Here is a 23,682-nt window from a genome sequence, read left to right on the forward strand (position 1 = left end):
GAAGTTGGCAATGCTGCGGCTTTTTTATGTAGCGATTTGTCTAGCGGAATTACCGGACAAGTTCTTTATGTAGATGCAGGATATGAAATTATGGGAATGTAATACGATTTGGGAATGGGGCATTGGGAATTGGGCATTGGGCATTGAGTATGAGTAAAACTCTTGCCCATTCATCATTCTCCATACCCCATGCCATATCCCCCATGTCCCATGCCCTATGCAAATTAGCCAAGTTAATAATTCCTTAAACTACGACCAGTTAACTAAAGCCCCTCGCATGGCCACTGTTCATCGCACCACTGGCGAAACCGATGTGCAAGTTACCATCAATTTAGATGGTAGAGGAACCTGCAAAGCCGAAACAGGTGTTCCATTCTTGGATCACATGTTGCATCAAATTGCCTCTCACGGACTAATTGACTTGAATGTCCAAGCCAAAGGAGATTGGGAAATTGATGACCACCACACTAATGAAGATGTGGGCATTACCTTGGGACAAGCTCTAAACCAAGCACTAGGCGATAGAAAAGGTATTGTCCGCTTTGGTAATTTCCTCGCACCCCTGGATGAAGCTTTAGTTCAGGTAGCGCTAGACTTTTCCGGTCGCCCTCACCTCAGCTATGGCTTGCAAATTCCTACCCAGCGCGTAGGAACCTATGATACTCAACTGACACGCGAATTCTTTGTTGCGCTAGTCAACCACAGCCAAATGACACTGCACATTCGGCAATTGGATGGCATTAATTCCCATCACATCATTGAGGCGACATTTAAAGCGTTTGCGAGAGCAACGCGGATAGCTGTAGAAATCGATCCTCGTCGTGCTGGTACGATTCCCAGTTCCAAAGGCGTTTTATGAAAAGAGATAGGAGTTAAAAGACAGAGGAAGCAGGGGGAGTGGGAACAGGGGGGAAGTTGCAGAAAGTCTTTCCCCTGTACACCTCCACACCTTTGCCTCTTAACCCTTGACTCCTGTTTCCTTTTCTCTAAACTAGTTATAGTTACTTAGTAAAAGGGATGCGTATGGTATTAATTGGCTACTCAGTTTGCGATAATTGACAGACTAGGCAGTGATGGTTATTATCAGCCTACTGACTGACTTGCAATTAATACCAAATGGATAATTGAAACGAGATGAAGTCTGTTGCAGACGACGCTAATTCTCAACTGAATACTAAAGATACTCCACCAGTACTGGTAACTTCTGAGTTACGAAAAATCTATCGTACTGGCTTTTGGCTGAATCAAAAAGTTATATCCCTCAAAAGCTGTTCTTTAAAAGTTTACAAAGGGGAAACTTTTGGGTTGCTGGGGCCAAATGGTGCTGGGAAAACTACCCTTTTAAAACTGCTGCTGGGAATTATTCGGCCGACATCTGGACAGGGATTATTGTTGGGTAAGCCTCTAGGCGATCGCAGCATTAAGCAAAATATCGGCTATCTGCCAGAAAATCCCTATTTATATGACTATCTCACAGGCTGGGAATTTTTACAGCTAGCAGCTGGACTATTCCAAATTCCCAAAAAGGTGCAACGCCAACGCATTCCGCAACTGCTGGAATTAGTGGGTTTATCTCAAGCCGATGCCCGTAAAAAGCAGATTCGCCGCTACTCTAAGGGAATGCTACAGCGTGTCGGTATGGCGCAGGCGCTAATTAACGAGCCAGAATTAGTCTTTTTAGATGAGCCAATGTCTGGACTTGATCCAGTGGGACGTTATCAAATGCGGGAAATTATCCTGGCGCTAAAAGCTGATGGTAAGACAATTTTTTTTAACAGCCATATTCTTAGTGAAGTGGAGCAAATTTGCGATCGCATTGCCATCCTCGCTCAAGGTGAATTAATTTGTTCTGGTTCCCTCAATGAACTCTTAGGCATGACAAACATATATAATGTCAAAGGTCAAGGTGGTGACTGGGAAATTCTCAAAAAATGGATACCCAGCCTAGCTTTCGAGCCTGATGGTTCTTGGCAAGGTACACTACAAGACAATTACTATGATTTTCTTGCCAGTCTCCGTCTAATGGGAGGACAAATTATTACTATGAAATTGTCGCGCCACTCTCTAGAAGAATTTTTTATCCAACAGATCCAAAAATAAAATGGCTTACCTAATACCAAATTGTCCAAATATGTATTGTTTCAGAAAATCTGTACTTACTTATTACTCATGTAAATTTAGTTAGGAGTTGTTGATAAGAATTTTGCCGATAATAACTACCCATGCCGTATTTAAAATTACCGTCAAATTGCCAGAATATTAATTTAGTTCCCAAGATTTTTTTTACAGGTATATGGTTACACAACAGATAATTTGTTATTTAAACTATATTTTTTGCGTCAGTCCTATATTCTTTGAGGATTGCTAGATTGAAGCTAGTTTAGCTTTAAGTTAACTTCACTAAAAATTCAAATTCAGACAATAAATTTACTCCGGAAAATTACACTTTTCTAGGAAAATAAGAGTGTCGGGGAACTTGAATAATTAAGTATAGTCAAAATAAAAATGTTTAGACAGTACTTTACCAATAGTAGTCTCAGAGTCTCAGGTAAATATGCTTAACACAGGTTTGTTGAAATTCCTCGCCCAGCCAGCTGCGGGTGTGGCCTTGTTAGCGGCTGTCAATGTCGCTGTGCCATCTGCCAGCCTAGCTCAGGGACAACCAGGATTACCCACCAATCAAATAACACCACTTACGCAAATAACACCAATAACACCCACTACACAAACATCACCCACTACACAAACCTCAACTACTACACAAATAGATACCAATTACTCATTAGGAGGCGGCGATCGCATACGTGTAAATGTATTTGAAGTACCTGAATATACAGGTGAATATCAAATTCCTCCAGGTGGAGCGATTAACTTACCTTTGATCGGTAGTGTACCCATTCTGGGACTAACAACGGAACAAGCTTCTGATGAAATTGCCAGAAGATACTCTCGCTTTCTTAAACGTCCCCTGATTTCAATCAATCTATTATCGCCTCGTCCCGTAAACGTCTTTGTTGCCGGAGAGGTAACACGTCCAGGGGCTTATACTCTAAGTTTAAGCGGCGGCGCAGGAGACAATCCAGGTGTACAATATCCAACTGTCTTAGCTGCACTCACCACAGCGCAGGGGACGCTTGGTAGTGCGGATATGACTCAAGTGCAATTACGGCGTAAGCAAGGGCGAGGCTCAGAGCAAGTAGTCACGCTCAATTTGGAAGAACTCATCCAGACAGGTAGATTAACGCAGGATATTACCTTGCGGGATGGAGACACCATAGTCGTGCCAACTGCAACCAAATTTGACTTAGCAAGAGCACGCAACTTATCTGCCGCTAACTTTGCTGCCAGCCCAAACACACCCCGTACCGTCGCTATTGTTGGTGAAGTCAACCGTCCTGGCTCGTATCTTGTCACTACAGGTAGCACAGAAGCCACTACCGCCGCCACAGGCAATAGTCAGCCAACTGGCAGCGGACTGCCAACTATAACGCGGACAATTCAATTAGCTGGAGGAATTACGCCACAAGCGAATGTTCGCAATATTATCCTACGCCGACCTACAAGAAGCGGCTCAGAACAAACTGTAGATATCAATCTTTGGCAACTTTTAGAGAGTGGTGATATTAATCAAGATTTAATTGTGCAAGATGGAGATACGATTTTTATTCCTACGGCAACTGAGATTAGCCCAGCAGAAGCTACCCAATTAGCTACTACTACTTTGTCTCCTGGACGCATTCAAGTTGGTGTGGTAGGTGAAGTTAAAAGACCAGGAGCTGTAGATATTCAGCCTAATAGCTCTTTAAATCAAGCACTACTGGCTGCGGGTGGATTCAACGATGCTAGAGCTAGCAGAGGTACTGTAGATTTGGTTAGGCTCAACCCTAATGGTTCTGTGACTAAACGTCAAGTCAAAGTGGATTTCTCACAAGGTATTAATGAGGAGACTAATCCTATACTCCGCAATAATGATGTTGTGCTAGTTAGCCGCTCTGGCATAGCCAAGACTAGCGATACCTTAAGCACCATAGCAGGGCCTCTAGGCACGATCATAAATATTCTCAGGTTTGTTACTGGTATTTAGATAGGTTTACAAACTGGGGACGCTGCTCAATCCTCCTCGTCCCCAGATTTCTCCAAAAGTGCATTTTGACCAATAAAGTTATGTGTTATTCCTAACTAATAGGACTAGCCCTTTCAAGGTGAGCATATTGTACTATCAAAATTTTTACGGCATTTAAAGCATCGGCTGAAATTGAACAAGGAATTTATGCATTCACCTCCAAATTTTTGGACTGTAAATTAAGCGATCGCCTGAGCCAAAGTCACAAAATTGGGTTAAAAACATCATTTATTTCATAGTACAAACGTTTACCTTGAAAGGGCTAGTCCTATTAGTAGCCCTTTCAAGGTGGTGAAATTGGGAACGAAGATTGGTTATTTCAACCTTTAAAAAGCCCAAAAGCTGAGCGGAGGATTTGAGATGGTAGCACTGAAACAACGCATCTTCATTGGTCAGCTTGAAAGGGCTAGTCCTACCTAACTCAGGACTCAAGACTCAAGACTTACTTTAACTTCATCGGCAAAATTGCCCCAACGGACAAAGCAAAAGGGGCCGGCGATAGAACCCCAGAGATGTTCATCACTTTCTAAATCCCTTCCTCGGTCAAGGCTGAGAAAGTTTTCAGCGTCAATCTCAAATTCATTATCAAGATAAGTGTTTTTACCGTCACGAACTACGATGCAGCCTTTACCAGGTTCAACCCTGCCTTTGAAGCTCTTACCTGTCCACTCTACAACCATGTTGCAACCTGGCATTTTCTCCAGTTGGTCAACAGATAAGTCTTTGAGGCGTTCGGGATCGCGGGATGCGCCGTAAAACTTTTGTTCTTCCTTAATTGTGTAGTGTTCGATGAGAATATGGTTTTCTGCCTTAATCAACTTCATTATCCTTATCCGGTAGGGTTGAGTGAGCATAAAATCATAAGCTTGTTCGAGAAACAAGCTGATCCCTGAGAACAATTCCCAAGGCAGGGGACGGATACACACACGAATATGGGCATATAAAGGCGGATTTTCAAAAGCTTGTTCTTGATTGCTAAAGTCAGCGGCCATCCAGCGAGCTAAAGTAGCAATATCCGTAGAATGAGTCATTACAGATGATTAACCAGTTGCTTAAAAACTATCTGGGAGTATTGTAGAGCTGGGGAATGGGGAATGGAGAATGGGGCATTGGGCATTGGGCATTGGGCATTGGGCATTGGGAACTGGGAACTAGGGACTAGGGACTAGGGAATGGGGAGATGATAGAGATGGAGAAAATAACTATTGACTATTGACTATTGACTATTGACTATTGACTGTTGACAAATGACTAAATACAACTTAACCAAAGTAAGGTAAAGTACCCATGCTACGGCACTTAAGTGTTATTACCACAGCTATACTCCTTCTTAGCAGTTTCTTAACGCTGGCAGAGGGTAAAAAGCCCAAGGAGCCTGATAAATTTCCTCCAAGTCCGCTAGAACTTACTACACCTGATCCACTGCTACCATCTTTGCGTGACAAACAGCCGTTAACTCAGGGTGAGAGGCAAAAGTTAGAGGTGGCGTTGGATGAGTTAAACCAAGAAGCTGCGGCAAAACTGCAAGCAGGGGATAAACTAGCAGCGTATGAAATTTGGAATCGGGAACTACGCTTGCGGCGGTTTTTAGGTGCATTAGCAGAGGTGCAAGCACTATCACGAGTAGGTGCGATCGCCTGGAATCAAAACGATCGCCAAGAATTACAATATATTACTCAGCGATTACAAGCAATTCAAAAGCAGGCACAACCCAAAAAAACAGATACTCAAAAAAGTATTGCCCAAAAAGGTGTTGATCTAGAACTTTTGCGATCGCTAGGTGAAGCTTACCAAAAAGTGCGATTGCCTAAACTCGCCGTAGAAGTTTATGAGCAAGTTTTGGCAGTAGTGCGACAACAAAATCCAGCAGCATTAGTAGAAACTCTCAAGACGATTGGAGAGATGAATCTGAGTTGGTTTGATTATCCCAAAGCTGCCATTACTTACGAGGAATTGTTAGGTTTAGCTACTTCCAAAGGCGATCGCCTGAATGAGTTAGCATACTTGAAACAATTAGCTTATATTTACGAGCAAGCAAAACAACCCCAGCAGGCAATCATTGTACAAAATAAGCTAGCGGAAATTTATGTCAATGAAAATAATCTTACTGAAATACCAGAATTGAAGCTAGCGATCGCCTCAGATTACGAATCCCTAGCAAAGGAAAATCCTAGCTTATTGCAAGAAGCTTTTAAAAATTATCAAGAAGCCTACACTACAGCTTGGCAATTGCAGCAGTACGTTGGTGCTGGTGAAGCTTTGCAGAAGTTAATCACACTGTACCGTTCTCAGGGACAAATAGATGATGCTTTGCAAGCTAGCCAAATTCTTGTGGAGACTGAGAAACGAGCCGTCAATTTTTACGGAATGATGCAAGCGTATGACCAAATTGGTAAATTGCATTTAGAACGCAAAGAATATCCTCAAGCACTAACAGCTTTTCAAAAAGGGTTAGAACTAGCGCAACAGATTAAACATGAGGAAGCGTACTTTACTGGGCAAATTGAAAAACTGTCGAAAACAAATTTTTAACAGATCGGGGCATTCCTCTCCCTGGGGACTTGGGAAAACATTCCCAAATATATTTGGGGTTAGAGCAAATTCCATAATTTTTCATTTGAATACCCCAATGCCCAATGCCCAATGCCCAATGCCCAATGCCCAATGCCCAATGCCCAATCCCCAACGCCTTTTACAATTTATTTTTTTCATGAATAATTATTAACAATGCTTTCTAGATCTGCGGATTTTGCGGAACCGCCTCTAGCGCTGTTGAGGTAAAACAGCAGTGGTGTTAAAAAACCCGCTTTTGAATCTCAAGTTCCATTCTGATGATCTTTCTCCTTCGTCGTGAACCTGGCTGAAGCGTATCTTGCAATGTCCACACTTTTAAAGGATTGATACTATGACTCGTTTATCAAGCCCTATTGAAAACTTAAAAAATCACTATAAAGTTGTGATTATTGGTTCCGGCTATGGCGGTGGGATTGCTGCTTCACGCCTAGCACGGGCTGGACAGCAGGTATGTTTACTAGAACGAGGCAAAGAATTTCAACCAGGTGAATACCCAAATAATGAAGTCAAATCACTGGGTGAAATACAAGTAGATTTGCCTACTAAACGCATTGGTTCATGCACAGGCTTGTACGATTTTCACGTCAATAAAGATATTAATATATTCGTCGGTTGTGGGCTGGGTGGCACATCGCTCGTCAATGCCAATGTGTCATTACAAGCTGAACCCCGTGTTTTTGCAGATCAGCGCTGGCCCCAGGAATTGCGTGATGATGTCAAAACATTATTGGCCGAGGGATATCGTCGTGCAGAGGAAATGCTCAAACCTACTGCCTATCCTCAAGATTTTCCGCCTTTGCCAAAATTAGATGCATTAGAAAAGTCTTCTAAATACTTGAATGAAAATTTTTATCGACCACCCATCAATGTGACTTTTAAAGATGGGGTTAATCATGTCGGCATAGAACAGAACAAATGCAATCTCTGCGGTGATTGTGTATCAGGTTGCAACAACAAGGCAAAAAATACTGTATTGATGAATTACCTGCCCGATGCGAAAAACCACGGCGCAGAAATTTATACCCAAGTATCCGTGCGGCAAGTTGAAAAACAGAATAATCGCTGGTTGGTTCACTTCCAACTACTCAACGCCGGACAAGAGAAATTTGACGCTCCCGCAATGTTTGTTAGTGCCGATATAGTTATCCTAGCGGCTGGTACTCTCGGTTCTACAGAAATTTTACTGCGATCGCAACAAGCAGGTTTAGCATTATCTAGCCAGGTAGGACATAACTTTACAGGTAATGGCGATGTGCTGGCCTTCGGCTATAACACCGAGCAAAAAATTAACGGCGTTGGCTTTGGTAATCGTCCTCCTAGTGGACAGGAACCCGTCGGCCCCTGTATCAGCGGTATTATCGATATGCGCGAGCAACCACGGTTAGATAACGGCATGGTAATCGAAGAAGGCTCAATTCCTGGTGCGCTAGCTCCCATATTGCCAAAAAGTCTTGCTGCTGTTGGCACCATACTAGGTAAAGATACTGATGAAGGTTTAGGCGATCGCCTCCAAGAAAAGCTACGAGAGGCAGAAAGTTTAACTCACGGTGCTTACACTGGTGCAGTCCGCAATACCCAGACTTACCTAGTGATGACCCACGATGATGCAGCCGGAGAAATGTACTTAGAAAATGACCGTCTCCGCATTCGTTGGGAAAATGTAGGTAAACAATCCATTTTTCAACGGGTAAATGATCGCCTCACAGAGGCAACTCGTCCCCTGGGTGGCACACAAATTCCCAACCCCATTTGGACTAATTTATTCGGCCACGACCTAATCACCGTCCATCCTTTAGGTGGCTGTATCCTAGCAGGAAATGCCGAACACGGTGTTGTTAACCACAAAGGACAAGTATTTTCTAGCAACCAAGGTACAGCCGTTTACGAAAACCTATATGTTTCCGACGGTTCCGTGATTCCCCGTACACTGGGAGTTAATCCACTACTTACAATTTCTGCCATAGCTGAGCGCTGCTGTGCCCTCATCGCTAAAGACCGGGGGTGGACAATTAACTACAATCTACCTTCAGCACCAACTTCCCCAGGCGTCAACACGCCCGCCAAAGTGGGAATTCAGTTTACTGAAACCATGCGCGGTTACTTTTCCACTGAAGTCAAAGACGACTATCAACGTGCCGCCCAGCAGGGTCAAAAAGACAGATCACCCCTGCAATTTACCCTGACAGTAATTGCCGATGATTTAGAACATCTACTCAACGACCCCAAACATCCCGCCAAGATAGTTGGTACAGTAACAGCCCCCGCTCTCGCTACCGAACCGCTAACTGTCACCAATGGCGAGTTTAACCTGTTTGTCGTGGCACAAGACCAACATGAAACACGACAGATGCTCTACCGTCTACCCATGACCACAGAAGCGGGACAGTCCTACTACTTAGAGGGCTACAAAGAACTTCACGATGACCCAGGTTTTGATTTGTGGTCTGACACCACCACCCTTTATATCACCGTTTATGCTGGCGACAATAACACTAATCCCGTATTAGGTAAAGGCATTCTGAAAATTCAGCCTGTAGATTTTGTCAAGCAAATGACCACCCTGAAAGTCACCAACGCCCCCAGCCCCACGGAACGTCTGCAAGCAATTGATCGCTTCAGTCGCTTCTTTGCTGGCACATTATCTGAACTCTACCTTTAGATGGTTAATTGTTAGCTGTTACTGACCCTTGACCTTTGACTCAATATGCAAATCGACTTTCATCATGGTGTTACCTACGTTGCAGCGAGACTAGCGGGGTTTGAACACGAACCTGCTAATATCATCGCTTATAGTGCTCAATACGTAGACGATGCAATAAATGACGGATTCATCCGGTTTGATAACGGCGCACTGTTTCACCGCATCAGTTCTGCACACAAGATGCTGGACTATCGCAACTTTGAGGAACTGGCAAATTACGGCGTTTGGATTCCGTTTCATTTTCTGCCAGGTAACGGCGGATTACCAGCAACTGAAGACCCTCAAGGAAGTTTTATCGACAAGCTAATTTGTCGCCCCAACAGCTACGTAGCTCAGGAGATGGTGAGGGAATGTATAAATCACCGCCACACTCCCTACGGACTGCATCGCCTGGGGATTACTGCTCACGTATATGTTGACACTTGGGCACATCAGGGCTTTGCCGGTGTTAATCATCGAGTCAATGAAGCCAAACATCTACTAGATGAACATGGTCAACCCGATCGCAACCTCATGGATCGTCTTCAGAATTACTTCGTGAGTGAGGCTTTACCCTTGGGACATGGTTCTGTTCTCAGCCATCCTGACAAGCCATTTTTGCGCTGGGGTTACTCCAACGGTAGGGGCGAGCAAATTACCAGAAACAATCCCAAAGACTTTCTAGAAGCGGCAGACAATATGTGCAAAGTCATGCAGCAGTATATAGCAGGTAATTCTGATGCAGTTGTACCCGGACTGCCACAATCAGATAAGACTTTAATTGCCCAGATGCTAGAGAGTATCACAGACAACAAAAGTAGCCCGCGTCACCAAAAATGGTTGAGTGCGATCGCTCAGGGTAAGTTCAGCTTCGGCAAAGCAAATGTTACTTATATCCCCAAAGGCAAAGACTCGTGGAAACACGTAGCCCTTGGTACCGAAAACTCAGTTGACCGAGAAAACGAAAGATTTCCCTATCACCCCAGCTTTTTGGCAAGTAATTGGAAACTATTTCACGACGCCTTGCAGTCCCATCACTTTTACATCATCCACGACCTGCTACCCAAATATGGAATCTGCGTCGCTTAATCTCTCAACTCTTGACTCCTGGCTCTAACCTCTTACCTCTGCGTTCTCTGCGCCTCTGCGGTTAAATAAATTACTTTTAAACCGCAGAGACGCAGAGAGCACAGAGAGAAAAAAAGAAATTTTACGAGTCACATTGAAAGAGCTACTCCCAACTACTTCTTTATCCAAGAAAATTCAGCAGCGATTCTTTAATAACCGAGGTGTTTCATGGCAACAACCACAACAGCAACAAACAAAGTGGGAATTCGGTTCACCGAAACCATGCGCGGCTACTTTTCTAAAGCAGTCCAAAACGACTATAAACGCGCAGCACAACAGGGTAAACAGAGTGGCTCCCAATTTGAATTCACCCTCACAGTCAGCTCCGACGATTTGGACATGATGCTCACAGATGAAAGCCACAAAGCCAAAATCGTTGGTAGTGTAATTGCTCCAGCTCTATCGCCAGAACCTCTCAGCGTTACCGATGGTGAATTTAACTTATTTATCGTTGACCCAGACAGCGTAAATACGCGTCGCATGGTCTACCGCATGAAAATGACTAGCGAAGAGGGTAAAGTTTATTACTTAAATGGCTTCAAAGTCGTACACAATGACCCAGGTTTTGACATTTGGGCAGACACCACCACGCTATACATTACCGTGCATGACGGCGAGAGTCTCAACAGTCCTGTTTTAGGGCAAGGAATCTTAAAGATTCTCCCAGCAGATTTCCTTCACCAGATGACTACGTTGCAAGTTACCAACACCACTAGTTTGACGCAACAGGTAGAAGAAACTGCTCGTTTCGGCAGCTTTTTTGCCGGAGTCTTATTTAACGTTTACGGTGGAATATTTGCTCCTTCAAAAGTATTCGATCCCGATGCACCTCCCCGTCAAAAGCGCCCTCTGCGGATGTCAGCGCCCCAAGTTCATTTTTGCACAACTGACGATGGAGTCCAATTGCGACTAATTCGATATCAAGGCGGGACAAAAGGCCCAGTCATGCTAGCACCAGGCTTTGGTACTTCCACCTTAGCATTTTCCATCGATACCGTAGACACAAACCTGCCAGAGTTCTTGTATGCTCAAGGCTATGATGTCTGGCTATTCGATTATCGAGCTAGTGCCGATTTGCCATCCGCCACCACCCAATTTTCCGCCGATGAGATTGCGCTTTACGATTGGCCAGCAGCAGTTGAGCAAGTGCGTAGCATCACTGGGTCAGAAACAGTTCAAGTCGTGGGTCACTGCGTTGGTTCCATGTCCTTTTTAATGGCCATGCTAGCGGGTTTAAAAGGAGTGCGTTCCGCCGTTTGTTCGCAACTAACGACCCATCCTAAAGCCGCAACTCTGAACGAAATTAGAGCTGGTTTGCGTCTAGCTTCATTTCTGACAGTGCTGGGGGTAGAAACTCTCAACCCAGACTTTGATACCCATGCCGATTGGCAAAATAAACTTTACGACACGGTTTTAAGACTGTATCCCACCAAAGAACCCTACAACAACCCTGTTGACCGCCGCATTCTCTTCATGTATGGAGAAGTCTACAAAATCGCCCAGTTGAACGAAGCCACCCACGATGCTATCCACGAGATATTTGGCCCAGGTAATCTAACCTTCTTCAGACATATATCTCTGATCCTACGCCAGGGACACATTGTTGATAAAGATGGTAAAGATGTTTACTTGCCCCATCTAGAACGCTTAGCCATTCCCATAGCGTTGATTCACGGCGCAGACAACGCCTTTTTCCTGCCAGAGGGTTCGGAAATTACTTACAAGCTATTGTGCGATAAAAATGGTGGCGACTTGTATGTTCGCCATGTTATCCCTGATTATGCACACATGGACTGTTTCATGGGCAAAAACACAGCCAAGGATATTTTTCCGACTATCCTGGCGGAATTAGACAAGTTCAATCAATTGAGGTAGAGGTCAAGAGTCAAGAGTCAAGAGTCAAGAGTCAAGAGTCAAGAGTCAAGAGTCAAGAGTTATTATTCTTCCCCAATGCCAATGCCCAATGCCCAATGCCCAATGCCCCATGCCCAATGCCCAATGCCCAATGCCCAATGCCCATTCCCCACAAGGTAATTGCAAATGAACGAGATTAATCAACTACTCACTGAACCTCTAGCATCTGATATCAACCAACATCCTGGCTTGAAAGAGCTATTTCGCTACCCGCTGATAGAAGCAATTGTTGAGCGACGCACTCGCAGATTAGCCCGTGGTGCTTCAGTCGTAGCAGGAGAACTTAGCCATACCAGCCAAAATCAGCCAGACCCCCTTAGTCCTTTGGAAGAGGCGATTTTGATTGTTGCTACGGGGATGACTGGTATCACAACCCACGATGGCCCTCTCGATAAACCAGAAGGTGGCAAAGAACTGGGAACCCCCTTCCTTAACATTGTTGCTCGTTCTGGTAGTAGCGCTGATAATTCTCAAGCTACCTCCTTTTTCATGATCAACGATGAAGGCATCTGGCTAATCAAGCGACTCAAGGGTCGCCAAGCTTTAGCAGCCCTTGGCGATTTACCTCCTAAATGGGAAGATTGGTCAGAGGAACACTGGCTAAAAGCTGCTGCTGCCGTCAAACATAAAATTAGCGATCGCCGCCTAGATTTCCCCCGGATTTATCCCTACTACCTCGGTTGGAACAAGCAAATCTCTAACCTTCCTGGGACAACTCTCTTTTTCCCCGTCGTCGATTGTACCCGTCAATATATTAATGTTCTGCTTATCCTACTTTCAGAACCAGACGGTCAAAAACCTTTATTTGTTGATGACTGGCAGAAATTTCGACCCAAAAGTTTGGCAGACTGGGCAGCTTGGGCAGGAATGCACTTAGGGCTGAGTCCTAAAATCCCTTATCAACCCATTGGTGGGATTGAGCGAGTCAAGGGTGGTTTTGTCAACCCCAATAACACTGTTCCCTTGGGACTCGCCCACACCATGCGTACCGACCATGAATGTTTCTTTATTTTGCAAAACTTAATGCTCATTGGTCAGGCAATGGGTGTTGGTGGTTGGGTGCATGGGTCAGTCTTCCAACCCTTTATTTTAGAACACAACCCCGCCAAAGAATGGTATGGTCTTGGGTTTCGCATGGAACCACCAACTCCGAAGAAAAGTATTTGGGCCCCGCCGCCCGCTAGCCAACCCAATCCAGTTGGTATCGATGGTGTGTTGGAAGGACTTTGCCCACCATACATTAGTTCTATGGATGAAGCAGTCGATCGCGTCATTGAAGAGAAGTACGGTAGCCAGGGAGCCTATGGAGACAAGGATGTATTTGCCCGCTCCTATCAATCAAAATCAAGTGCTGAAGCCTTTCTGCGCGATGCCGAACCCCATTCTAAAGAAGCAATTCAGTACACCAAAGATATCTGCAACTATATCTACGAAACTTACGGTCGTTTTCCTGCCCACGTCGATGCCTTCTTTGTTCCTGGCATCTGGCTGCAATTTAGCCACATAGAGTTGGAATACTACCAAAAGTACTACGATCCGGCTCTTTTCCGTCGCCAAGCCCAGCACGCTGAATTTTGGGGCGATCGCTAAAGACTGTCGCCAAATCTTTGTGAGAGGAAAGTATGCTAAAAGTTATCAGGATTGTTGCCATCTCCCTCATCTCTATCTTGCTGGTAGCTACCTTTGGGTTTTTGTACATAGAATCAACTTGGGCAAAGCCTCAATTTAGAACACCAAAAGAAGCATTTATCCACGGTAGTATCGGTACTGAGTTAGCGCCTTTACCAGTTTTCCAAGTATTGCCCGATTTATTCCCCGATCAATTTCAGCCAGCAGGCAAACAAGCTGGGGATTGGATTGAGCAATTCGGATTGATCCACGGAAAGCCGGAGGACAAAGAAGGTTTGCCAGTGGGCTTTAGTGTTTCTAACTATCAACCTCAATCGGGAAATCCCTCGCCTGTAAAGTTTGTGGGTTTTAGCTGTGCATTGTGTCACACATCCCACATTAGGAGGTTTCCCGGAGATGAAGCTGTGATAGTCACAGGTATGGGGAGTACTTCGTTAGACTTGTTTGCCTGGGTAGACGCCTTTAAAACTGCAATTCTTGATCAGAAACGTCTGACTGTAGAAAACATTGCCAAGGCTTATGAAGCTAAATACCAAAAACCTCTAACAATTGTAGATAAAACTGTAATTGGTTTTTGGCTATCCACTGCTAGAGGTCAAGTACTAGCTTCACTTCCGAAATGGGATGCCCCCTATAATGGCAAAAACCTGAGAGACTCCAAATTGTCACCCATTGGCCCGGCTCGAACGCAACCTTTTAAAGAGTTAGTCCATTTTGTGATGGATCGTCCCGCCGCCTCAGATAAATCTTATTCCAAATTGCCGTCATTGTACGAGCAGGAAAATCGCGAGTGGGCGCAATATGACGGTAGCGTTAGAGATCGTCTCAGTCGCAGCGTGCTTGCAGCTCTTGCAGCAGGAGCCACCCCGAATAACTTAGTAGTGCCAGAAATTTCTCATAATGTTACTCAAGCCATTGAATACACCAGAGGCTTGCAAGGGCCTAAATATGCAGAGGTATTTAAAGACCTCAAGCTTGATCCACAAAAAATAGAACGTGGTCATGCTATCTTTCAGCAGAGTTGCGCTACCTGTCATGGCGATCGCAATTCTGAAGATAACACTTGGGTGAAAGGTGAACTTCAGGGTTTAATTACACCGATAGAAGAAATTCAAACTGATTCTGAACGGCTTAACTATCGTTACTATCAAGAACTACCGAATGCTGTTGATGTTTTCTTCCCTGATAGCAATCCCTTAAAACCCAAACGAGAAAACATCAGACCAGGGCCTTTAGGAAATACCAAAGGTTTCATTAACGCTCCTATAGAATCAGTTTTTGCTCGCGCTCCCTATTTGCACAATGGCAGTGTCTTGACTTTGGCAGAGTTAATTAATCTCAAACCTCGTCGAGAAATTTTTTATCGTGGAGACAATCTTTACGATCCGATTGATGTCGGTTTGGCTTCGCCAACTAAACCTGATGATCAACATTACTTTAAGTTAGATACCCATGTTCAGGGTAACTCTAATAAAGGGCATGATTATCCTTGGACTTATCAGGGAACTGCCTGGAATAAGGCAGCTTTGGAAGATTTATTAGAGTATCTCAAGACACTTTAAAAGTTTAATCTCTGCGTCTCTGTGGTAAAAAAATAATTTATTTAACCGCAGAGGCACAGAGGGCACAGAGGAAAGAGGTTAAAGAGTAATTTTTTGAACTTGACAAAGCTCTCTTCAAAGAACAATATTCACAGTTACATAAAAATGGAAATATTTAAATTTCAAAGAAATATTTACTTAGCAGAATTTGCTAATACTTTTTTTCTTTTTGCAACTACATTGATAGCTGCCCTATTATTGGCAGAGTTTCAACCAAATTTGAATTTACACCGTGCAATTTACTCATTTTGGGCTAGTACGGTGTTATTAATTCCAGCAATTTATTTATATATATTGCTAGGAAAATCAGCAAAAAAGAGTAATTATTGGTTGCTGTTATGGACTTTTAGCTTTTTAGCTTATTTGGTTCATTTGTTTTATGAGGTGTTTGGAATTTATGGCAGCATCCAAGAAGCTTTTGCTGCTGATGGGAGTGCGATCGCCTACGCCCTCGCAGCAAGTAAATTAATCTTAGCTTTATGGTGGGGATTAGATATAAGTTTGGGATGGTTTAGTGATTCTTCGGCAACTTGGGTACAAATCCAACGAACTGGGGTGCATCTTTACGTTGGTTTGAGCTTTTTGGTTGCCAATTTGATTTTACAAGCGGGATTTGCTCGCACTTTCGGAATTATCTTAGCTATCTCTATTTTGGTAGCTCTACTGGTGCGGCACTACACCTGCAATGGTCAAGATAATCAAAACCTACCACCTGGTTCTTACGGTTTGCCGCTGTTGGGTGAGACGATTCCATTAGCTATGGATATCCATAGCTTTTACCGCAAACGTGTTAAAAAATATGGCCCAGTCTTTAAAACTCATTTATTTGGCAAACCTGTTATTGCTTTTAACGGCCCGGAGGCTTTTACTTTCTTTCTAAATCAAGAATATTTCACCCGTGAAAATGCCAGTCCACACCCGATAAAAGAACTACTAGACTGGGACGCTTTACCACTATTGGATGGTGACGAACATCGTCGCCGGAAAAGGATTATTCTCCAGGCTTTTACACCGGAGGCTTTCGATCAATACATACCCAGCATTGAACAAACAGCGACTTACTACCTGGGACGCTGGGAAAAACTGGGTAGCTTTACCTGGTTAACAGAATACCGTAAGCTGAGCGCATCTTTAACCAATGCGTTATTTATCGGGGGAGAGCCAGGCCCAATGAGTGAAGCTGTGGGAGAAATCACAGACATTTTTATCAAAGGTTTCTCCTCAGTACCGATTAACTTGGGTTTTAATGCTTATGGACGGGCGCTCAAGAATCGTGATTGGTTACTCAATTACATCGACCAAGCGATTGGGCAGCACCGTCAGCAACCTCGCCAGGATCTACTAGGATTGCTGTTATCAGCCCGTAGTGAAGATGGTAGCACTCTCACCGATGCACAGTTGCGCCGCGAGGTCATGCATCTGTTCTTTGCGGCTTATTCTGGTTTTTATGTTGCCCTCACCCTGCTTTCCCTGACCCTAGCCCAACATCCAGAGATTGCAGCACGTGCTAGGCAAGAAGTCAAGCAATATGTACCTGATGGGTCACTGGATATGGTACGGTTGCAAAAGTTGGTATATCTGGAGCAAATTACCAAAGAAATCCGCCGCTTCTATCCCATTAATGCTGCTACTTTTTTTGCCCAGGTAAACAAAGACTGTGAGTTTCAAAACTTCCACATTCCCAAAGGTTGGGGCGCAGTGGCAGGAATCCATACCACCATGCATATCCCTGGGGTTTTTTCTGAACCGAACAGTTTTAAGCCCTGTCGCTTTGCTCCAGAAAACTTTGCAGCCTTACCGGAAAACAGCTATGTACCCCAAGGTGGTGGGCCTAGAGACGGACACCGTTGTGCAGGCGAAGACTTGATCACTGTATTGCTGAAGATAATGGGGGTACATTTGTTGCGTCGATATAGTTGGGAACTGTTACCACAGAATCTGGAATTGAACCAAGATTTGTTTCCTACCCCGCGTGATGGGTTAAAAGTGCGGTTTGGTATTGATAGGCAGACAATTACTTAGAGGAGTTGCTAGTGAATATCTTTATTCGGTTAATTGTCATCGTTTTAGTAGTATCACTTTTGGCGATCGCAATTTTCTATGGCAGGACTTACGCAAAATATCTCTCAAACTCTCGTACAACACAGCGTCAATAAACTATCCATTCCCAATCAATGAAACGTTGGCGCAGTGGGGCGTAGCCCATTAAAAAGTCCGTTAGCGCAGCCCATTATGAATTCCGCATAGCGGCACTAATAACTGTCATACCAAGGTATAAAAATGCGTATTCACGCTGTTCAGAGCGGACTTGTAACCATCAAAACTTGTCAGTGCTATGGCAAAGGTCATGGTGCTATGCGTCTGGTAAACACGATTCTTGACCGCAACTGGGCTGAGCCTTTACCCATTTATAGCTGGGCAATTGAGCATCCAGAAGGCATTATCTTAATCGATACAGGCGAAACTGCACGCACCATAGAACCGGGTTACTTCCCTTGGTGGAACCCTTATTTTCAGCTGAGTATCAAACCATGTTTGCAACCTGAAGACGAGGTGAATTTTCGGTTACGAGCTTTGGGCATAGAACCAAATGATGTACGTTGGGTAATTCTCACTCATCTACACACAGACCATATAGGCGGTCTGCACCATTTTCCTAACGCCGAAATTATTATTTCTCGTAGAGAGTATGAACTAACTGGTGGTTGGCGCGGACAGCTAAGAGGTTATTTAACTCAGCGTTGGCCAGAGTGGTTAAACCCTCACCTAATCGAGTATGAATCTCAGCCAATTGGGCCTTTTTTAGAGAGTTACCCGCTGACAAAAGCTGGAGATGTCAGGTTAATTCCTACAGAAGGTCATACTGGGGGGCACTTGTCTGTTTTGGTACAAGCTGACGGACTATCTTTATTTTTTGCTGGTGATGCTTCTTACACTCAGCAACTAATGTTGGATCAGATTGTTGACGGTGTTGCTCAAGATGAAGAAAAATCTCGCCAGACACTAAAGCTGATTTTGCAGTACATACAGGAATTTCCTACAGTCTATCTTCCGAGTCACGACCCTGATGCTGCTCACAGGTTAGCAGAGCGAACCATTATTTCAGTCTAATTACTTTGATTATTTCTAAAGGAGTTATTTCTATGTCAGACGCACAAACAAAGCCACTTACCGACAAAGCTCGCTTCTCACCTTTACCAGATTCATTCATGTTTGGTGTTGCTACAGCTGACCATCAATGCGAAGCTTATGACTCCCGCTATGAAGACATTCGGGATGTGTGGGAGCGTCGTCGCGCCCTGACAATTAGGGGTCAAGCAACTGACTTTTGGCATCGCTACGCCGAAGATATAGCCTTAGCCAAGTCTCTTGGTTGCAAGATGTTCCGTTTTTCTATCGCCTGGTCGCGGGTAGAACCTAAACCTGGTCAGTTTAATGAGGAAGCCTTTGAACACTATCGCCAAGTGATTGAAACTATTCGATCGCATGGTATGGAACCTATGGCCACTCTGCATCACTTCACCCATCCCATCCATGTTGAAGAACGGGGGGGTTTAATTTCCCCAGATTTCCCATCCATTTTCGCCACTTATGCCAAAGAAGTTGCTCAGCGTTTGGGCCCCTTAGTGCGCTACTGGATTAGCTTTAACGAACCCAGTCAACTCATTTATGGCTATGTCAAACCTTGGTGGGAGAGAGCTTATTTTATGCCACCCGGTTTAGATCGAGGCGCAACCATCGCCGACCAGATGACCGCAGTCCGCAAACTGATGCGAAATTTGTTCATAGCACATACTAATGCTAGAACTATTCTCAAGCAAGTCAACCCAGATGCTCAAGTAGGAGCAAACCCCATGTTGTTGGGTCTACCCTTATGGTTGCAAAAACTGGTGGATCGCAACGTCATGAATCTCCGCAGTCCTGAAGACTTCGTTGCTCAAGGAAAACGTTTCAGTGAGCGGGCTTTGCTGGAAAAAGGCCAGGTAGATGTAGTGATTGCTACCTTGACTGTAACGCAGGAGCGACAACAGCAAGTGGCTTTCTCCGAGGCATACTATCAAGCAGGTCAATTTTTACTGGTGAAGTCAGCAAATCCAATTCAGCGACTCGAAGATGTCGATGGCAAACCTATAGCAGTGGTTAAAAGCACTACCGCCGAATCTACTGTATATCAACTATTTCCCGCAGCCAATATCCAAGTAGTAGAGAATCATGCTGATGCTCTCAGAGCGTTGGATTACGAGCAAATCAGCGCCATCCTCGCTGATGACAGCATTTTGTTAGGAATCGCACAGCAGTTTCCGGGGCAATATCGGCTCGTTGGTAAAAATGGTGAAGGGCTAACTGAAGAAAATTATGCGGCTGCTGTAGTTAAAGGCGATCGCGAGTTGCTCAATGCTGTAGACATAGCAGTGCGAAACTTCAAAGAATCCGGTGCTTGGGCTACCAGTTATGCTCGCTACTTCCCCGATCAACCAGTGCCAGAACCGCCCCGCCTAGGCAGACGCTCAACCCTAGCTGACATCACACATCAAGGAGAGGAGCAACCCCCAGCGCCTAACAAACCCCTGCCCAAACCTCTACTGCGTCGGATTCAAGACCGGGGTTATTTAATTGTTGCCGTTAAAGATAATGTTCCTGGGTTTGGCTATCGCAACCCAGAAACAGGTGAATTCAGCGGCTTAGAAATCGATCTAGCTCGTGCTTTAGCAAAGCAAATTTTCGGTGATCCTAGCAAAGTTAAATTTCAAGCCGTTGCTACTCAGGAACGCTTGCCTGTACTGCGCTCTGTTGTAAGATTGTTTGATCCCATCTTGAAGATTTTCGGCGCTCTCTCAACATCACTGACAAGTAACTGGTGGCATCTTGGCATGGCTGGAAAACTGCCAACATTCCTCTGTCCTCAAGAATGCGTCGATCAGCAAGATTTTGTCGGGTTTGACTACTATTGGGGCATCAGCAATTTACGACTTAACCGCATTCAGCAGTTGATGGATGCAGCTTTCGGGCGTTTCGGTAATGCACCAGTCTGGCCTGGCATACTCTACGATATGCTCAAGTTCCACAGCCAATTATTTCCCGGTAAGGAGATTTTCATTGTTGAGAACGGCTGTGTTGATGTAGCTGATAAAGTTGTCAAACGCGAGGAATACATTGGCCAGCATATCCAGCAAGTGCAACGCGCTCGTCACGACGGTGTAAATGTGGTGGGCTATGTTTCTTGGTGTATTACTTCTAACCGTGAATGGGGTCTGAAGTTTGGCCCGGATAGCGATTTTGGTCTATATCATGTTGACCTAGATAATGACCCAGAATTAAAGCGCCAAGCGACTCTGGCTGCAACTGCGTACCGGGAAATTATTCAAAAAGGTGGTGTTTGAATTGTATAAATCAATGCGACTCACACAAAAACAATCTTTAAGTTCGGCAATTATTGGTATTCTTATCAGTGTGTTAAGAACCTGATATTTGCTAAATAGAACTCAAAGTAATGCCTAGAGACAATTATGTAAGTAACTTTTGGCGATCGCATAATTTTCGCTTGGAGCCTTGGGGGAATGACTACGAGCCACCAATTCAAATCAGCGAAGAGCTTTTCCTGTGTGAAAGTGATGTTAACCCTACAGTAGAAACTGAAAATTGGGACTGTTTTCAATCTCCCCAGGCGCGATCGCTACCTAATCGGCTTATCTTTATCGATGGGCGTCGTCGGCTAGACGCTGCGCTTGTGGGTGGCAATGGCAACACAATTTTTTACGGTATTTTCGGTACGATCGCTGTAGGTGCTGTAGTATTAGATCGCTCTGTGCCCCAAGCTAGTTGCTCTCAAATCAGTATTCGCCGAGTTTTAGGTTTTGGCGGTGAACAAGAAGCTGTCTTAACTCGCATTCCTTGTTTTTTGGGAAGCAAAGCAGAATTAGTCTATGAACCAGTTAAACCTAGTCAAGATAATACTCCCGAAGTCCGAGGCTTAATTGTCCAAAATGCCATGCTAGCCGCAGAAGAACAGTTAGTAACCAAACAGATGGCAAAAGATCTGGATACTTTAGTGATTCGGGATGGGCGATTGTCTTATAACTCGCCTGATTTTCTTTTGGGTTATGTGAAAACAATGCACAAAAATTACTTAAGTGAAAAATATGCTGCATTGTTATGGGAGTTAGCACCGGGAGAGCGATCGCCTATTTTCTTAATTGCAGAAAAAAATCGCCCCCGTTATTCATGGTATTTAAAATCTGGTACTTCTCAAGTTAGTTCAGAAATACTTGGGAACCAAGGCTTACATGGGATTGTGCGACTGGAATTATCTAGCGAAATATCTTTAGAAACAGCTAAAGAAATAGCTAATCAAACTTGTTATTTAATTCCCCATTACGCTTCCCATCCATCACAAGATCCCCGCGCATCACAAAATCTCGCACCCGTTAGCGCTTTAGAACGGGAATTAGGAAGAAGAATGGGTAATGCAATACTAATTAAGCGACGGCTGCAATCATTTCTGGCATCTTTGGGAGATCATAAATGACATCTTCTGAACCAATCGGTTTTGTACTAGATACTAAAGAAGCTACTCCCTTGGAATTTTGGATAGCAGTGGATGTAAAAAAAGTTTTACGGCTAGATCAGGATTAGAGCTTGGATTTCCACTCAAAAGTTTTGAACTGGTGAAATTCTTGCGTTTATCCACCCAATGTGATATCTGAAATTAAGGGAGCAGATATTATAAATGTTGATCGAGGGCTGTGTGGCAATAATTACACCAAAACTTCTATTTGCCGACGACTGCTTAGAAGACCGGGAAACTTATCGACGCTACTTGCTGGGGGATAAGCAACGCACCTACAATATTTTAGAGGCAGAAACCGGAGAAGAGGCGCTGTTATTTTGTTGCCAACAAATTCCGGACGTAATTTTGCTTGATTATCTGCTACCAGATATGGATGGGCTAGAAATTTTAAGTCAGCTGAAGACTCAGTTTGGTAAAACAAACCTTCCAGTCATAATGCTAACTGGTCAGGGAAATGAACAGATAGCAGTACAGGCGATGAAAAGTGGTGCTGCTGACTACTTGGTTAAAAGAGATACTACGTCACAAAGCCTTCGTCTTGCTATCCAAAATATACTGGAAAGTGTGAGCAAGCCGCTAAAAGATGAGGTATGTTCACATCCACGGGAATTCTTTGGCGTAGTGGAGAACAGCCATAAATCTATTTTCACTGTTGATACTGACCTAACTGAGAAAAAACAACTTTCAGCCCAGTTTTCTAGGGCACAACGGCTAGAGAGCCTTGGTATTATAGCAAGTGCGATTGCACATGATTTGAATAACGTACTGACGCCGATTCTGATAATTGCTCAACTGCTGCCACTTCATCTGCCCAATTGTAATGAGCAGAATCGGCAACTACTGACAATATTAGAGGATAACTCTAAACGCGGTGTTGAACTGGTCAAACAAATTCTGTCTTATGCACGGGGAGCGCAAGGAAAGCGAGTTCCTTTACAAATAAAATATTTGCTTAAGGAAATTGAGCAGACTGCCAAAAATACGTTTCCAAAATCAATTGAAATCCGCACTAATATACCAGCGCAAGATATTTGGATGGTTTCGGCAGACTCTACCCAATTACATCAGGTATTGATGAATCTGTGTGTAAATGCTCGTGATGCCATGCCACAGGGGGGCACACTAACTATTTCTGCTGAAAATCTATTTTGTGATCAAAACTGTGTCGGGCGGAATTTGGAGGCAGAAGTGGGTGATTACGTGCTCATAACCGTTTCGGACACAGGATGCGGTATACCACAAGAGTTGTTAGAGCAAATTTTTCAACCGTTTTTTACAACCAAAGATACGAGCCAAGGTACGGGATTAGGGCTTTCTATTGTTGTTAATATCATCAAAAACCACGGTGGTTTTGTCAAAGTGTATAGCGAGGTAGGTAAAGGTAGCCAGTTTCAAGTTTACTTGCCAGCCAATGACGCAGAAGCAATGCTGTAAACTTTAGCAATTATCACTATGGATTAGGAAC

Annotated in this window: 17 protein-coding genes and 2 pseudogenes; 17 read left to right on the top strand and 2 right to left on the bottom strand. The window is 44.1% G+C overall.

Annotated features, from left to right (window positions below; all coding sequences use genetic code 11):
- The coding region (locus tag IQ246_RS08150) for an SDR family oxidoreductase (RefSeq protein ID WP_194001845.1) at positions 1 to 102 on the top strand (102 nt) is incomplete at its 5' end.
- On the opposite strand, the gene IQ246_RS08155 is transcribed toward IQ246_RS08150, so the two are convergent.
- On the bottom strand, positions 89 to 232 hold the full coding sequence (locus IQ246_RS08155) for a hypothetical protein (protein ID WP_194001847.1): 144 nt from the start codon (positions 230 to 232) through the stop codon (positions 89 to 91). The two genes, IQ246_RS08150 and IQ246_RS08155, sit on opposite strands and share 14 nt — an antisense overlap.
- Here IQ246_RS08155 and hisB point away from each other — a divergent pair.
- The 3 genes from hisB to IQ246_RS08170 all read left to right on the top strand — a co-directional run bounded on the left by hisB (position 218) and on the right by IQ246_RS08170 (position 4,084).
- Positions 218 to 859 carry an imidazoleglycerol-phosphate dehydratase HisB gene (hisB, locus tag IQ246_RS08160; protein ID WP_194001849.1) on the top strand — a complete coding sequence of 214 codons (642 nt, stop codon included), beginning with the start codon at positions 218 to 220 and terminating at the stop codon, positions 857 to 859. The two genes, IQ246_RS08155 and hisB, sit on opposite strands and share 15 nt — an antisense overlap.
- A gap of 275 nt (positions 860 to 1,134) precedes the next feature.
- Entirely contained in the window at positions 1,135 to 2,100 is a 966-nt protein-coding gene (locus IQ246_RS08165) for an ABC transporter ATP-binding protein (protein WP_194001851.1), read from the top strand.
- 454 nt (positions 2,101 to 2,554) lie between these two features.
- Entirely contained in the window at positions 2,555 to 4,084 is a 1,530-nt protein-coding gene (locus IQ246_RS08170; protein ID WP_194001853.1) for an SLBB domain-containing protein, read from the top strand.
- 467 nt (positions 4,085 to 4,551) lie between these two features.
- On the opposite strand, the gene IQ246_RS08175 is transcribed toward IQ246_RS08170, so the two are convergent.
- Positions 4,552 to 5,154 (bottom strand): chromophore lyase CpcT/CpeT, encoded by a 603-nt coding sequence (locus IQ246_RS08175; RefSeq protein ID WP_194001855.1) that lies wholly within the window; start codon positions 5,152 to 5,154, stop codon positions 4,552 to 4,554.
- 256 nt (positions 5,155 to 5,410) lie between these two features.
- Between IQ246_RS08175 and IQ246_RS08180 the strand changes: the two genes are divergently transcribed.
- From IQ246_RS08180 to IQ246_RS30215, 13 genes and pseudogenes are all read left to right on the top strand, one after another.
- Positions 5,411 to 6,655 (top strand): lipopolysaccharide assembly protein LapB, encoded by a 1,245-nt coding sequence (locus IQ246_RS08180; RefSeq protein ID WP_194001857.1) that lies wholly within the window; start codon positions 5,411 to 5,413, stop codon positions 6,653 to 6,655.
- A 373-nt stretch (positions 6,656 to 7,028) separates the two neighbouring features.
- Positions 7,029 to 9,356: a GMC family oxidoreductase N-terminal domain-containing protein gene (locus IQ246_RS08185; RefSeq protein WP_194001859.1), complete on the top strand. Its 2,328-nt coding sequence runs from the start codon at positions 7,029 to 7,031 to the stop codon at positions 9,354 to 9,356.
- A gap of 45 nt (positions 9,357 to 9,401) precedes the next feature.
- The gene (locus IQ246_RS08190; RefSeq protein ID WP_194001861.1) at positions 9,402 to 10,466 is read left to right on the top strand and encodes a DUF6765 family protein; all 1,065 of its coding nucleotides are present in this window, start codon (positions 9,402 to 9,404) and stop codon (positions 10,464 to 10,466) included.
- 207 nt (positions 10,467 to 10,673) lie between these two features.
- Positions 10,674 to 12,380 (top strand): alpha/beta fold hydrolase, encoded by a 1,707-nt coding sequence (locus IQ246_RS08195; protein ID WP_194001863.1) that lies wholly within the window; start codon positions 10,674 to 10,676, stop codon positions 12,378 to 12,380.
- A gap of 165 nt (positions 12,381 to 12,545) precedes the next feature.
- Positions 12,546 to 14,009 carry a hypothetical protein gene (locus tag IQ246_RS08200; protein WP_194001865.1) on the top strand — a complete coding sequence of 488 codons (1,464 nt, stop codon included), beginning with the start codon at positions 12,546 to 12,548 and terminating at the stop codon, positions 14,007 to 14,009.
- 32 nt (positions 14,010 to 14,041) lie between these two features.
- Positions 14,042 to 15,610, top strand: a complete 1,569-nt coding sequence (locus IQ246_RS08205) for a cytochrome c (RefSeq protein ID WP_194001867.1) — start codon at positions 14,042 to 14,044, stop codon at positions 15,608 to 15,610.
- Between the two features lie 144 nt (positions 15,611 to 15,754).
- Positions 15,755 to 17,671, top strand: a complete 1,917-nt coding sequence (locus tag IQ246_RS08210) for a cytochrome P450 (protein WP_244141960.1) — start codon at positions 15,755 to 15,757, stop codon at positions 17,669 to 17,671.
- 11 nt (positions 17,672 to 17,682) lie between these two features.
- Positions 17,683 to 17,805, top strand: coding sequence for a hypothetical protein (locus IQ246_RS30810; RefSeq protein WP_255515498.1), 123 nt, complete (start codon positions 17,683 to 17,685; stop codon positions 17,803 to 17,805).
- A gap of 124 nt (positions 17,806 to 17,929) precedes the next feature.
- On the top strand, positions 17,930 to 18,760 hold the full coding sequence (locus tag IQ246_RS08215) for an N-acyl homoserine lactonase family protein (RefSeq protein ID WP_194001869.1): 831 nt from the start codon (positions 17,930 to 17,932) through the stop codon (positions 18,758 to 18,760).
- Positions 18,761 to 18,792: 32 nt separating this feature from the next.
- Complete coding sequence (locus IQ246_RS08220; protein ID WP_194001871.1) at positions 18,793 to 21,030, top strand: family 1 glycosylhydrolase; 2,238 nt, start codon at positions 18,793 to 18,795, stop codon at positions 21,028 to 21,030.
- Positions 21,031 to 21,140: 110 nt separating this feature from the next.
- Complete coding sequence (locus IQ246_RS08225; RefSeq protein ID WP_194001873.1) at positions 21,141 to 22,175, top strand: hypothetical protein; 1,035 nt, start codon at positions 21,141 to 21,143, stop codon at positions 22,173 to 22,175.
- 201 nt (positions 22,176 to 22,376) lie between these two features.
- Positions 22,377 to 22,721: pseudogene (locus tag IQ246_RS30210) on the top strand (response regulator); the annotation flags it as partial.
- 120 nt (positions 22,722 to 22,841) lie between these two features.
- A pseudogene (locus IQ246_RS30215) lies at positions 22,842 to 23,627 on the top strand (nitrogen regulation protein NR(II)); the annotation flags it as partial.
- Positions 23,628 to 23,682: the final 55 nt, after the last annotated feature.

The sequence above is a fragment of the aff. Roholtiella sp. LEGE 12411 genome, from assembly GCF_015206995.1.
GTDB lineage: Bacteria > Cyanobacteriota > Cyanobacteriia > Cyanobacteriales > Nostocaceae > Komarekiella.

Coding starts and splice junctions, on each gene's coding strand:
- IQ246_RS08220 (WP_194001871.1), top strand. CDS start 18,793: ATGTCAGACGCACAAACAAAGCCACTTACCGACAAAGCTCGCTTCTCA.
- IQ246_RS08175 (WP_194001855.1), bottom strand. CDS start 5,154: ATGACTCATTCTACGGATATTGCTACTTTAGCTCGCTGGATGGCCGCT.
- IQ246_RS08185 (WP_194001859.1), top strand. CDS start 7,029: ATGACTCGTTTATCAAGCCCTATTGAAAACTTAAAAAATCACTATAAA.
- IQ246_RS08180 (WP_194001857.1), top strand. CDS start 5,411: ATGCTACGGCACTTAAGTGTTATTACCACAGCTATACTCCTTCTTAGC.
- IQ246_RS08215 (WP_194001869.1), top strand. CDS start 17,930: ATGCGTATTCACGCTGTTCAGAGCGGACTTGTAACCATCAAAACTTGT.
- IQ246_RS08225 (WP_194001873.1), top strand. CDS start 21,141: ATGCCTAGAGACAATTATGTAAGTAACTTTTGGCGATCGCATAATTTT.
- IQ246_RS08165 (WP_194001851.1), top strand. CDS start 1,135: ATGAAGTCTGTTGCAGACGACGCTAATTCTCAACTGAATACTAAAGAT.
- IQ246_RS08195 (WP_194001863.1), top strand. CDS start 10,674: ATGGCAACAACCACAACAGCAACAAACAAAGTGGGAATTCGGTTCACC.
- IQ246_RS08190 (WP_194001861.1), top strand. CDS start 9,402: ATGCAAATCGACTTTCATCATGGTGTTACCTACGTTGCAGCGAGACTA.
- IQ246_RS08200 (WP_194001865.1), top strand. CDS start 12,546: ATGAACGAGATTAATCAACTACTCACTGAACCTCTAGCATCTGATATC.
- IQ246_RS08170 (WP_194001853.1), top strand. CDS start 2,555: ATGCTTAACACAGGTTTGTTGAAATTCCTCGCCCAGCCAGCTGCGGGT.
- IQ246_RS08205 (WP_194001867.1), top strand. CDS start 14,042: ATGCTAAAAGTTATCAGGATTGTTGCCATCTCCCTCATCTCTATCTTG.
- hisB (WP_194001849.1), top strand. CDS start 218: ATGCAAATTAGCCAAGTTAATAATTCCTTAAACTACGACCAGTTAACT.
- IQ246_RS08210 (WP_244141960.1), top strand. CDS start 15,755: ATGGAAATATTTAAATTTCAAAGAAATATTTACTTAGCAGAATTTGCT.